Origin of the sequence: Aestuariivirga sp. (assembly GCF_046093005.1) — a bacterium.
In the GTDB taxonomy this organism is placed as follows: Bacteria; Pseudomonadota; Alphaproteobacteria; order Rhizobiales; family Aestuariivirgaceae; genus Aestuariivirga.
The window spans coordinates 1-11,402 of the sequence record NZ_JBJTER010000135.1; the positions used below are offsets into that span (position 1 = coordinate 1).

Consider the following 11,402-nt stretch of genomic DNA (forward strand, 5'->3'; position numbering starts at 1 on the left):
GTGTGGAAGGTCGTCAGCACCTGCACGGTGGCGCCACTGGCCGTGAGGCCGAGCCGCTTTGCCGTGTCGGCGATGCCGGGCGCCTCGTGGCGCAGCGCCTTCAGCAGGCGCTCGATGCCGGTGCCATGTTCCGCGGAGCCGAACAGCACGGGCGTGATGTGGCCTTCCGCCAGATCGCGCGCCAGATCCGCGAAAACCCGGTCGCGCGGCGGCTCCATGTCGGACAACAGCTGTTCCATCAGTTCGTCATCGTGATCCGCGAGCTTTTCCAGCATGGCGAAACGCTGCGATTTTTCCAGCCCCGCCATGTCGTCCGGCATGTCGATGAGCTTGCTCTCCAGATGCTCCTGGTAAACATAGGCGCGCTCCAGCGCGAGATCGACGAAGCCGGTGACGATCGACCCTTTCATGATCGGCAGCTGGCGCAGGATCAGAGGCTTCGAGGACGCCGGCTGCAGCCACGCAAGCACGTCGCGCGGCGCGGAATCAGTCTTGTCGACCTTGTTGATGAACAGGATGCGCGGCAGCCCGATCTCGTCGAGCTGCTTCAGGATCAGTTGCAGGGCCGGCGCCTTCTTGTCATCGGCCTCGCAGACCACCACCGCGACATCGGCGCCGGCCAGGGCGGCGCGCTGGTCCTGCGCGAATTCGATCGAGCCAGGGCAATCGAGGAAGGTGTAGCTGTCGCCCAGATATTGCGCGGTGGCGGCATTGATCTCGATGCTCATGCCAGGGGCGCGGGCTTCCGGCGCCGCATCGCCGATGGTTGACTTGTCAGCCACCCGGCCCTGGCGGGGAATGGCGCCGGTGCGGAACAGGATAGCTTCGAGAAGCGTGGTCTTGCCGCTTAGATAAGGGCCCACGAGCGCGACGCACCGCGAGCCCTGAGGCCTTCTGCCTGTAAGGTTTTCCATGGGACAAAGCTCCTTTGACTGCGTTGGTGTTGCAGCACTGAAGGACCGCCCTTCTGCATATCCGTGTCACCACGCCGGGGCGGTTCCACATGTAAGAGAGTGACTCGGTTGCGCCCGGCCGGCAAGCGAAATCGTTAGCGGCAAGAAAAACCGAGGCTGCGGCGGGCCGGCGGAAGCGAACGGCCATCGCATGCCCGCCCGGGCAATCCATAACAACCGGCTCAATGAACATGAGGTTGTCGCGGCCAGTGCGCGCTTGATCGTCTGGCCTTACCAGACCACGCCCCGCGCCGCGACGGCGCTGATCATCATACCGCTCACATAGAGCGTGACGCCGAGGCCGCTGTACCACAGCGCCCGGGCTTTCGGGTCGCCGAGAAAACGTGCCATCATGAGAAGCTGGACGAGAAGCAGACCCAGAACCGCCGCGGCATGGTAGGGCCGGTCCCAGGTGAACAGCAACGCCGCCACGGCGGCCTGCGGCAGCGCCATCACCGCGCAGGCCACACGTGCGGCGCCAGCGACACCGAGTTGCACCGGCAGCGACCGCACGCCCATCTGCCGGTCGCCGTCGATGGCCTTGAAATCATTGAGCGTCATGATGCCGTGGGCGCCCAGCGAATAGAGCAGCGCCAGAATGATCACCGGCCAAGGCGGAACTCCGCCGAGCAGCGCTGCCGCCCCCGTAAACCACGGCAGGCCCTCATAGCACAGCGCCACCGCCGCATTGCCCCACCAGCCGTTGAGCTTAAGCCGGGCGGGCGGCGCGCTGTAGGCCCAGGCCATGATGAGACCGAACACCGCAGCCCAGAACACCGCAGCCCCGAGCGCTGCCGCAAGGCCAAGCGACAGCAGCGTCCAGACCACCGCGATCCGGAAACCCCAGTTTCCCGGCACCCGGCCGGAGGGAATCGGCCGTCCCGGCTCATTGATGGCGTCGACATGGCGGTCATACCAGTCGTTCACCGCCTGGCTCGCCCCGCACACCAGCGGACCTGAGCGCAGCAGGCCTGCCGCCATCAGCGCCCAGCTGGCGGACAGCGGCTGGCCCGACGACACCGCCCCGCAGGCGAAGGCCCACATCGGCGGAAACCAGGTCACCGGCTTCAAAAGCTGCAAAACAGCGCCCGGCTGCGGGTAAGACCGCGTGGCCCGCGAAATGGCGGAATGATCCATGAATTGAAGGCTATGCCCGGGGTTGGCCGATGTCAAACCTGGCGGCGGCCATGCCGGATACCTTGAACGGGCTACGGCCTTCCGCCCCGGGGGCGCCGCCGCTGACCCGCGCCAGTCACCGCGGGCGAGCGGCCCGGATTGCCGCGGAGCGAATCATTCGGCGGCCAGCTGGCGGGGCAACATGCGCTCTTCGAGAAACCCGAGAAGGGTCTTGTTCAGATCCGCGAGGATGTCGCAGATCTCCTGAAAAGCCGGGGTCTTTTCGAGGCTCGTCTCATCCATATAGAGGCTGCGGTTGATTTCGATCTGCAGCGCGTGCCGGCCCCGGTGGGGGGCCCCATGGTTCTGGGTGATGAAGCCGCCGGCATAGGGCTTGTTGCGCACCACCCTGAGACCATGCCGCCGCAGCCGGTCTTCCACCAGTTGCGAAATCTCCGGCGCGCATGAATGGCCGAACCGGTCACCCAGCACGGCGTCGACCCGTCCCATGCCGGGCGGCGTCAGATGGCTTGTGGCGCTCGCGGGCATCGAATGGCAATCGATGAGCAGCACCTCGCCCGCCTTGGCCAGCACCGCCTCGGAGAGCGCCGTGAGCGTGCGGTGATAGGGGATGTAAACCCTGTCGATTCGCTTGCGGGCCTCCGCGAAATCAATGCGGCCGCGGTAGATATCCTCACCCTCGGACACGATACGGGGAATGGTGCCGAGCCCGCCCGCCACCCGCGGCGAACCGGTATTGGCATAGCCGGGAAGCTCACCCGAGAACATGCGCGGGTCCAGTTCATAAGGCTCGCGGTTGAGATCGATATAACTGCGCGGCGCCCTGGCCCTGAGCATCGGCGCGCCGAATGCCGTGCAAGAGAGGAACAGCTCGTCGACGAAACAATCCTCGGACTTCCGCAGCCTGGCCAGCGGCAGCCGGGACTGGCGCAGAAACTCCGCTGGAAAATCACAGCCGCTGTGAGGAGAATTGAATACCGCCGGAGCCGGCCACTCCGCCGGGGCGATGATCTCGAAAGGCAGGGGGGTGGCGTTGTCCGGCATGCCGTCACATTATTGGAAGCAACTTAATGGAGTATCTCTGAGACGCCGCGGGCTGTCCAGAGGGGTTGCGGCGCAGAGCCCGGTTGCTCGGCCGGGCGGCGGACGCTAAGTTTTCACAGATGACCGCGCCCCTTGCCCACCGCAACCGCGTGGCCCTGCTCCGGGCCGAATTGAAGCGCCGCCGGCTCACCGGTTTCTTCGTGCCGCGCGCCGACGAATTCCAGGGCGAATACGTCGCCGCCTGTGCCGAACGGCTGAACTGGCTCACCAATTTCCGGGGCAGCGCCGGTCTCGCCATCCTCACACTCACCAAGGCGGCGATCTTCGTCGACGGCCGCTATGTGGTGCAGGTGCGCCAGCAGGTGGATGAAAAGCTCTTCCGGCCTTTGCACATCGTGGAGAACCCGCCCGCCACCTGGATCGCCATGAACCTCAAGCAAGGAGACCGGCTGGGCTTCGACCCCTGGCTGGTAACCGCCGACCAGGCCGCCCGCTTCAGCGAGGCCTGCGCGGCGGTGGGCGCCACCTTCGTGCCAGTGGCCTCCAACCCGATCGACGCCATCTGGCATGACCAGCCGGCGCGGCCGATGGCGGCCTTCGCCACCCAGCCGACCCAACTCGCGGGCCGCAGCGCCGCCGACAAGATCAAGGACATCCGCAAGTCGCTGGGCGGCGCCGATGCCGTGGTGCTGACCCAGCCGGATTCAGTTTCCTGGCTTCTCAACCTGCGCGGCTTCGACGTGCCGCACACGCCGGTGGCGGCGGCCTATGCGATCCTGCCGGCGAAAGGCAAGCTCATGCTGTTCGCCGACCGGGCGCGGCTTCCCGAGGACGTCGCCGCGCATCTGAAGAAGATCGCCGCCGTGCGCCCGCCGGGCGAGATCGCGGCGGCGCTGAAGGCGCTGGGCCGCAAGAAATGCAAGGTGCTGATCGACGGGAGCTGGACGCCGGAACGCATCCGCGCCGTGCTGGCCCGCGCCGGCGCCCGGATCGTCACCGCGGCCGACCCGGTTTCCCTGCCCAAGGCGCGCAAGAACCCGGTGGAGCGCGAGGGCGCGCGCAACGCCCAACGGCGCGACGGCGTGGCGATGAGCCGGTTCCTCTGCTGGTTCGAGGCGGAAGCGCCCAAAGGCCGGCTGACCGAGCTTGACGTGGCCGGGAAGCTGAAGGACTTCCGCGCCGCAAGCGGCGAATTCAGGGATCTGTCCTTCGAAACCATCCCGGCTTCAGGACCGCATGCGGCGATCCCGCATTATCACGCAACGCCCGAGTCCAGCCGCAAGCTTGGCCGCAATGAGATCTTTCTCATCGATTCCGGCGGGCAATATCCGGACGGCACCACCGACATCACCCGCACGCTGATCGTCGGCGAGCCCACGGCGGAAATGAAAGACCGCTTCACCCGCGTGCTGAAGGGCATGATCGGCCTCTCCGTCATCCGCTTTCCCAAGGGCACGACCGGTTCACAGCTTGACGTGCTGGCGCGCCGCGCGCTGTGGATGGCGGGGCTCGATTTCGACCATGGCACCGGCCATGGGGTAGGCTCCTATCTCTCGGTGCATGAAGGCCCGGCGCGGATCAACAAGTCCGACCGCACGGCGCTGGAGCCGGGCATGATCCTGTCGAATGAACCCGGCTATTACAAGCCCGGCCACTACGGCATCAGGATCGAAAACCTGGTCATGGTGCATGACGCCAGGGACATCACGGGCGGCGAGCGCCCGATGCTGGGCTTCGAGACGCTGACGCTCGCCCCCATCGACCGGCGGCTGATCGAGGCGCCGTTGCTCTCGCCCGAGGAACGCGGCTGGCTCAATGACTACCACGCCCGCGTGCTGAAGGAGATCGGGGGCTTCCTAAACGGCAACGAACTCGACTGGCTGCGCAAGGCCTGCGCGGCGCTTTAGGGCAACGGGCGCTCAATTGAACGCAGGGGTTCCTGACAAGAGCGCTCATCATCGCCCGGCTTGACCGGGCCGGCCGCCCCTCAAGTCCCGTTCCGCCGTGCGGGCCGGGGCTTGCCATAACCGAGACGGGTGGCGAGCCCCGGCAGGCGCCGGTGCAGCCAGGCGCCCAGCCCCACCGAGGCGCGGCGGTGCAGGCGCCGCGCCGGCGGGAAATCCACCGCCAGCACGGCAACACCGAGCGGCACCATCCAGAAGCCAAGAACCGGCAGGAAGCCGAGAAGGCCTCCAAAGATCAGCGCTCCGCCCAGCGCCATGCGCAGCACCGGGTGGCGCGGCAGGCTGATCCGGCGTCCCATGATGTTGATCCTGCTCACGTCCGCGGTTCTCCTGATGGCAAAGGCTTACCTATATAGGGAGCAATTCCGGTTTCCGCATGGCGAGGATCAGGTCCCGCCAGGGGGCCAGAAAACGCTTTTCCCGGCCCAGGCCCTCTGCTATAGCCCGGTCGGAAATTCCCCGATAGCTCAGTTGGTAGAGCATTCGACTGTTAATCGAATGGTCCCTGGTTCGAGTCCAGGTCGGGGAGCCATTTTTCAAAAACACGCCCGGAAACGCTGCCGGGCGCTTTTTCGTTTCGGGTCTCGACAATCGTTTCTGCAAGCATGTCAAAGGGTTGGCGGAAGGTGAGGATTTCGATGACTTCTTCATATCGCTTACTGCAACCTAAACACACTCGGATCGCAACCAGTCTCGTCGCTCGTCTTGCCCGATTTTCCACCGATCCGGGAGCGGCCTGGCACGCCGAGAATCCATCCCTCCACCCGCGCCACGACGCGCTCCGCAGGGTTCAATTCGGGGTTCAGGAACGCGGAAAGGCTACCGTCACGGTCGGCACGGGAAAGGCAGGCGACGATCCTGAAAGCGTCGTGCTGATCGCCGGTGCGTCCCTCATTGGCGAAGCTGCGCGACCACAGAGCCGGATAAACCTCCGCAATGGCTGACCGCCCGGCCGGAATGGCCCATCCGTCGAACGGCCAGAAATGCACGCGCTCGCCGAGGCGCTGCCGGATGAAGCGCAGCCACGGAATGCCGGCATGAGTGGATTTCGCGACCTGCCCTCGAACATCGAAGTGAAAGACCGACTTCGCCGATCCGGCGTATTCTTCCGTCAGGCGCCGCCAGCGCGCATGGCCTGTGCGCTTCGCGCCGTTGCCGGCAATGCCGTCCCGGACAAAGTCGACATAGACGTGATCCTCGTCCGTCGGCCAGTGCCGCTGGAAGTCGTCAAGGAAGCGCGGCCAATCCGGCAACAGCCCATGAACCTCGAAGTAGCGCAGGGGGAATGAGAAGCCGTGGTCGATGCCCACCAGCGTCGGCACATCCTCAGAGAGCCGTTCCACCAGCCATTCAGCGATCCCGCGCCGGGTCCAATACTTCTTGGCTGATGGAGGTGGCGGCACCCCTGCCGGCGGCGCATCGCCCTCGGCCAGAAAGACGCGCAAGCCCTTCAGGCTGGCGGTGGGTGTCTGGGCGCCCGAATAGTCGATGCCGATGGTGCGGGCGAAGGCGGGCATGTCGTCAATCCGAAAAGCCCTTTACCGCCCGCGTCAGGCGGTCGCTCAGGCGGCCCGGCATGGTGCGCGCGAACACCTCCGCCAGCGCGCTATAGTACCAGCGTGTTCCGTCCGCACCGCCGTTGAAGCGCGGCCAAAGCGCATCGCCGAGCGCGCGATAATCGAACAGAATGGCTTCGGCGTTATGGGTCTTGTCGGCCAGCGACACGAGCAGGGATTGCGGCGGCTTTTTCGGGAGAAGAGCCAGATAGGCTTCCTTGCGCGGACGCCATGCGGGTTTCGGCTCCTCCCAGGCGTCGGTGCAGTCATGAACGATCCGGGCAACCGCATCGCCAAAGCGCATGCGAATGTCAGCCAGCGTTTGTTCCCCGCCCTGATCTTCCGCGGCGTCGTGGAGGAGCGCGCCAATGGCCTGATCCTCGGTCCCGCCATGCTCGATCACCAGCGCTGAAACGGTCATCAGGTGCGAGATATAGGGGATCGCCGTTCCCTTTCGGGTCTGCGCACGGTGCAGGTCATGCGCGTAGTGAAGTGCGTCGTCATAGCGAGTGGTCAGCATCGGCAATCCTCAGTTCCTGTTCAATCCATCAATGCTGCGGGTCAAAAGTATCCGCTTCCAGAACGCCTCACGCGCCAGGATCACTTCATCCGGCGTCGGCGCCGGGCGCGATTCCAGCAGTGCAAAACGAAAAGCCTTGCGGCAGTATTCCAGCGTTGGATCGCTCACCAGCGCCCGCAGTTCTACATTGCCGCCATGGCCGCTGGCGACATAGGCACACCAGCGCGGCCAAATGCCCTGATCGCCATAGGCCGATCCGATGTAGCGCTTCCCGGTTGAGACATCCGAGATCAGATAGACACCCTTGATGCTCGAAAGCGCTGACTTCCAATCCGGGCGGCTGTTACGCACAAGCGTTTCCAACTCCTCGAATGAAAGGTCGATGTCCTCAAACCCGGGAAAGGCTCGTCCAGAATAGGGCTCGCGGAGGAGCTCCTGCACTTCGAGGCTGGAATAGTGGTTCTCGAACTTCACCCGCGTGGCCCGCTCGCGATAAGACGAGCGCAACTTCAGTCGTCCAAGAAAGTTCTCGCCTTCCTCCGCACGCTCGACTTCGTAGCGGTCCCGATGGCGTTGCAATACGCGGAAAACGCCACCAAACAGCCACGTGTCGGGCTCGTGATAGAACTGGATCAACGAGAAAATCAGCGGCCGGTTGAAGTCGTCTCGCGCCGGCCGGTATTCCTGCCAGCCCTGCCATTCGCGTTTGTCCCGCGCCCAGACTTCCAGCGGCTGGTTCTCGCCGTTCCAGCGTGCGAAGTGCAGCTTGTAGCCTTCGGGCGCGGCAATCGGCCAGATGTCGGAAAGCCGGATCGTCATCCCCCCGCAGTCCCTATCATGAATCCTCGTAGCTGCGCTTTATCAGCGGCAGCGCCCTGTCGAGGTCCTCAGGCCTTGAGAGCGTGATTTCGAGATCGCCGGTGCCAAAGTGGCCGACGTTCGAGACATCGCGCGTGAAGCCGGGTTCCAGCGTGATCGAGGCAGGATCGACCTTGACGAAGACGTTGATCCGCCCAGTCGTCGGCCGGAACTCCACACAGGCGAAATTCTTGATGCGCTTGAAGGCGACATAGAAGCGCAGCGTGGTTTCCTGCACGTCGTCGCCCAGCGCCAGGAGATAGGCGCGCAGCGCCTCGTAGCGGTCGCGCATGCCGGGGTCGAGTTCCTCGATCACCGTGCCGATGGTCTTGTAGCGGCCCGAGGCGCCGCCTGGCTCGGCCGTGCCGGAGGGCTTGGCGTCGACGGGCGCAGCCTTAACTGCGGTCACCGCGACAAGATCGAGCATGAGGAGTTCGTCACCGAAGCGGCGATAGCGGATTAGCTCGATATTGCGCTGGATCTGCTTCACCGCATGGTCGTCATAGCGGTTGAAGTCGCCAGCGATGCAGATCAGGCGCGGCGCCGACCAATCGACCGCCTCGGCCTCCTTCTTGCCGAGCTTTTCCAGCACCAGCCACTGGAAGTCCTTGCGATGGTCCATCAGCCAGTCGAGATAGAACAGGCCCTGGTTGATGACGTTCTCGTTCACCGAGCGCTTGTATTCGAGGATCACCGGGCAGCCGTTCTCGTCGAGCCCCAGCGTGTCGATCCGCGCTCCATTGCTGGTGGTGAATTCGCTGGCCAGAAAGCGCACGCCAAGCAGCGGCTCCAGATTTGTCTCGAACAGGGTCTGGACTGATTTCTCAATCGTGTCGGTCGTGCCGGAAAGCTCGTAAACGCCGCCCTGGCCGATGCGAAAGAGTTTGATGTCAGACATCACGGCACCGCTGCTTCGTTAGTTGGAACGTGATCCTTGAATGCCTTCTGCAGCACTTCCACGGCATCAATCGCATTCTTGACCTCGGCGTCGGCCAGATTAACCGGCGTGGAGTGCGAGAACTGGTTAAGCACGACTTTTCGGGCCAGCCTCACGTTCTTGATGGCCGGTTCAACATTCGGCTTGATCTGCGCTTGCTTCGGGTCCCCGAGCCACTTCTCGATTGCTGACAGCAAGTCCTCGGTCTTGAGCTCCCTCGGATCGGCCTTGAATCGCACAGGGATAGACTTGCGCTCGCAGAGCTTCTTGAGCGAAAGCTCGAACGCGACCCGCGCATGGACAGCCGCCGCCGCGTATTCGTTCATGCCGTGGAACTTTCGGGCGGTGGCGATGTTGGCGGCAATGGCGTCAATCGAAGCAGGTCTCACGAATGGCCTGACAACCTCGGCGATCGGCATGGGCGTGCCGTCAGGTTGCTTTTCCTCGAACATCTCGACCGCCACCCAGTCGTCCCGGTCGGCGAGATGAAAGCGCGCCATTTCATACCAGACGCGATCATGGGTCAGCAGCACGATCTGCCAGCCGTCGAAATGCTGGTCGAGCATCCGCAACACAGGCATGCGGTTGGATTGGTCGAGGCCGATCAGCACGTCATCGAGCACGATAAGGTGCGGCGTGTCGGCTTGAAGTGTCGCTGCGCAGACTTGCCGGCCGGCGAAATAGATGGCGAGCGCCAAGGCCGAAAGCCGCGCCTCGTTGAGAAAAGTTTGTGGCGTTGGCAGTTCCTTGTCTCGAAACGCCAGCTTCGGCGTGATCTCGCAGCCAAGATAGCGCCGGTTCTTGCCGAACGATCCCAGTTGAAACGAACACTTGCAAACTCAAGCGCCTTAAGTTCGACATCCTCCCACTTCAGGTCTTTCAGGATGACATTCGCCTTTGGCCACAGAGCCTCGATGGCCTCGGCCATTCCATCGTTGAAGCTCCTCACGAGGACTTGAATATTCGCCTTGTCCGCGTCGGTCATCCGAGTCATCTGCGGCAGCCGCTGCATGCGTCGCCAGAGATCGAACAGGCGCTCATTGGTCGTCAGTCGATAGTCGCGCAGCAGGACGTTCACGCAGACATCGAACAGGTTCACCGCGCCGTTGCCGTGCCGGTAGTTCGTATCGAGCAAGGCGCGATAGTCGAGGGCCGCTTTGCGATAGGCGCCGTTCACAACGCGGGCGTCTGCTGGCAGCGCCGGATAGCCTTTGGTGTCGGCGGGGTGGCCCTTGTCGTCCCAGCGCACGGGAGCGGCATCGCCCTCGAATGTCACCTCAATCGAGACCTTACCCTTGCCGGGTTTCGGAAAGATGTTCTCAGAATCAGCAAGGCGCTTCTTGTGCGCCTGGGCATCGGGCTGCGCAGCCGAGAAAAACTCATCCAGAGCATGGAACACCGATGACTTTCCCGCGCCGTTTTCGCCATAGATCAGCAGGTTCTTGCCGTCGAGGTTGAAGGTCACAGGCTCCGGGCCGGCGAAGGCGCGGAAGTCGCAGAGGGTGAAGGACTTGATGCGCGGCGGGGTGACGGCGGGAGCCACAGGCACCGGCGCGGCGGCTGGCGCGGCAGGTGGCGGCGCGTTCTCGGTCATGGCGCTGCGCGTCTCAGCTGATGCCACGCCAATCCCATTGCGGTCTCAATGGTGTTTGCAACGCGCATGACGGCATAGAGGTCGATGCCCGGAATAGCGCCCTGATAGTTGGCAAGGTAGCTCTCGCTACGAGGACTGAGGCCATTCCGCTTAGCTACGAGGTAGGCCGCCATTTCGGCCTCGACTTCCCGCTCTCCGATTGTCCTGTGGCTCTGGTCACGGATTTTGAAGCCGCGATCCTCGCCTAAATGCCCCAAAAAAAGATGCGCCAGTTCGTGGGCGACCGTGACCAGACGGGTTGGCGCGGGATGGTTGCGGTTGAATGCCAGTTGGTAGTGATGCTTGCGCTTCGGGTCAGCCGATTTCTTTGCAAGCCTGATCCACCCGGCACTGGAATCCCCCGCATCCAGTTGAACGATCTCAAGCCCCAGACGGGCGACTTGATCGATGATGCCGTTGAAGCGATGTTCCGTGAGCGAACCCAAAGTCGGAAATGAGAAGGCGCTTTCGGGCAGGTCGCGGCCCTCGGTATCGAGAATGTCGAAGACGAAATCCACCGGCCCCATGGTGCGGAGGATCAGCAGCGGACGAGTGCCCTTCCTCGGAACGCGGCCAAACCGTTCGAACCATTCCCGCGCCGATGCGGCAAAGGTCAGACCCGGTTTCTGGATATGCAGAAGCAAGGCATTGAACGGCGCGAACCGGCGGAGGCGGACGGTGAATTCCAGGAGTTCTTTGACGGACTCGCTGGTTTCATAAAGTCGCGTCGCAGCGATGAGTTGTTCGATGAGCGCGCGATCCCGATCCTCTTCAAGGGGAAACAGGTCTTGCTGGGCCAT

General features: G+C 63.7%; 12 protein-coding genes and 1 tRNA gene. 2 read left to right on the forward strand and 11 right to left on the reverse strand.

Annotation, left to right across the window (positions count from 1 at the left end; translation table 11 throughout):
- From ACKOED_RS11730 to ACKOED_RS11740, 3 genes are all read right to left on the reverse strand, one after another.
- Nucleotides 1-914: GTP-binding protein (locus ACKOED_RS11730; protein WP_408916781.1), on the reverse strand; the 914-nt coding region annotated here is incomplete at its 3' end.
- Between the two features lie 270 nt (nt 915-1,184).
- Complete coding sequence (gene chlG / locus ACKOED_RS11735) at nt 1,185-2,090, reverse strand: chlorophyll synthase ChlG (protein ID WP_408916782.1); 906 nt, start codon at nt 2,088-2,090, stop codon at nt 1,185-1,187.
- Nucleotides 2,091-2,243: 153 nt separating this feature from the next.
- Entirely contained in the window at nt 2,244-3,134 is an 891-nt protein-coding gene (locus ACKOED_RS11740) for an N-formylglutamate amidohydrolase (protein ID WP_408916783.1), read from the reverse strand.
- 119 nt (nt 3,135-3,253) lie between these two features.
- Here ACKOED_RS11740 and ACKOED_RS11745 point away from each other — a divergent pair, with 119 nt between their 5' ends.
- Nucleotides 3,254-5,041 carry an aminopeptidase P family protein gene (locus tag ACKOED_RS11745; RefSeq protein ID WP_408916784.1) on the forward strand — a complete coding sequence of 596 codons (1,788 nt, stop codon included), beginning with the start codon at nt 3,254-3,256 and terminating at the stop codon, nt 5,039-5,041.
- 80 nt (nt 5,042-5,121) lie between these two features.
- Here ACKOED_RS11745 and ACKOED_RS11750 read toward each other — a convergent pair whose 3' ends face one another.
- A complete protein-coding gene (locus tag ACKOED_RS11750) occupies nt 5,122-5,397 on the reverse strand; it encodes a hypothetical protein (RefSeq protein WP_408916814.1) in 276 nt (91 codons plus the stop codon).
- 157 nt (nt 5,398-5,554) lie between these two features.
- On the opposite strand from ACKOED_RS11750, the gene ACKOED_RS11755 reads away from it, so the two are divergent.
- Nucleotides 5,555-5,630: transfer RNA gene (locus ACKOED_RS11755), tRNA-Asn, on the forward strand.
- Nucleotides 5,631-5,754: 124 nt separating this feature from the next.
- Here ACKOED_RS11755 and ACKOED_RS11760 read toward each other — a convergent pair.
- From ACKOED_RS11760 to ACKOED_RS11790, 7 genes are read right to left on the reverse strand one after another with little or no spacing between them, the layout of a single operon-like run.
- The gene (locus ACKOED_RS11760; RefSeq protein WP_408916785.1) at nt 5,755-6,615 is read right to left on the reverse strand and encodes a hypothetical protein; all 861 of its coding nucleotides are present in this window, start codon (nt 6,613-6,615) and stop codon (nt 5,755-5,757) included.
- Nucleotides 6,616-6,619: 4 nt separating this feature from the next.
- The gene (locus tag ACKOED_RS11765; RefSeq protein WP_408916786.1) at nt 6,620-7,174 is read right to left on the reverse strand and encodes an HD domain-containing protein; all 555 of its coding nucleotides are present in this window, start codon (nt 7,172-7,174) and stop codon (nt 6,620-6,622) included.
- Between the two features lie 9 nt (nt 7,175-7,183).
- Nucleotides 7,184-7,993: a GIY-YIG nuclease family protein gene (locus ACKOED_RS11770; RefSeq protein ID WP_408916787.1), complete on the reverse strand. Its 810-nt coding sequence runs from the start codon at nt 7,991-7,993 to the stop codon at nt 7,184-7,186.
- A 16-nt stretch (nt 7,994-8,009) separates the two neighbouring features.
- Complete coding sequence (locus tag ACKOED_RS11775; protein WP_408916788.1) at nt 8,010-8,930, reverse strand: DUF5655 domain-containing protein; 921 nt, start codon at nt 8,928-8,930, stop codon at nt 8,010-8,012.
- Nucleotides 8,930-9,592, reverse strand: coding sequence for a hypothetical protein (locus ACKOED_RS11780; RefSeq protein ID WP_408916789.1), 663 nt, complete (start codon nt 9,590-9,592; stop codon nt 8,930-8,932). Before ACKOED_RS11780 ends, ACKOED_RS11775 begins: the two co-directional genes overlap by 1 nt.
- Nucleotides 9,574-10,563 carry an ATP-binding protein gene (locus tag ACKOED_RS11785; RefSeq protein ID WP_408916790.1) on the reverse strand — a complete coding sequence of 330 codons (990 nt, stop codon included), beginning with the start codon at nt 10,561-10,563 and terminating at the stop codon, nt 9,574-9,576. Before ACKOED_RS11785 ends, ACKOED_RS11780 begins: the two co-directional genes overlap by 19 nt.
- Nucleotides 10,560-11,402, reverse strand: a complete 843-nt coding sequence (locus ACKOED_RS11790; protein WP_408916791.1) for an ImmA/IrrE family metallo-endopeptidase — start codon at nt 11,400-11,402, stop codon at nt 10,560-10,562. Before ACKOED_RS11790 ends, ACKOED_RS11785 begins: the two co-directional genes overlap by 4 nt.

Bases quoted from the DNA above. Each gene is read 5' to 3' on its own strand.
- ACKOED_RS11790 (WP_408916791.1), bottom strand. From the start codon at position 11,402: ATGGCCCAGCAAGACCTGTTTCCCCTTGAAGAGGATCGGGATCGCGCG.
- ACKOED_RS11765 (WP_408916786.1), bottom strand. From the start codon at position 7,174: ATGCTGACCACTCGCTATGACGACGCACTTCACTACGCGCATGACCTG.
- ACKOED_RS11740 (WP_408916783.1), bottom strand. From the start codon at position 3,134: ATGCCGGACAACGCCACCCCCCTGCCTTTCGAGATCATCGCCCCGGCG.
- chlG (WP_408916782.1), bottom strand. From the start codon at position 2,090: ATGGATCATTCCGCCATTTCGCGGGCCACGCGGTCTTACCCGCAGCCG.
- ACKOED_RS11770 (WP_408916787.1), bottom strand. From the start codon at position 7,993: ATGACGATCCGGCTTTCCGACATCTGGCCGATTGCCGCGCCCGAAGGC.
- ACKOED_RS11750 (WP_408916814.1), bottom strand. From the start codon at position 5,397: ATGGGACGCCGGATCAGCCTGCCGCGCCACCCGGTGCTGCGCATGGCG.
- ACKOED_RS11775 (WP_408916788.1), bottom strand. From the start codon at position 8,930: ATGTCTGACATCAAACTCTTTCGCATCGGCCAGGGCGGCGTTTACGAG.
- ACKOED_RS11785 (WP_408916790.1), bottom strand. From the start codon at position 10,563: ATGACCGAGAACGCGCCGCCACCTGCCGCGCCAGCCGCCGCGCCGGTG.
- ACKOED_RS11745 (WP_408916784.1), top strand. From the start codon at position 3,254: ATGACCGCGCCCCTTGCCCACCGCAACCGCGTGGCCCTGCTCCGGGCC.
- ACKOED_RS11760 (WP_408916785.1), bottom strand. From the start codon at position 6,615: ATGCCCGCCTTCGCCCGCACCATCGGCATCGACTATTCGGGCGCCCAG.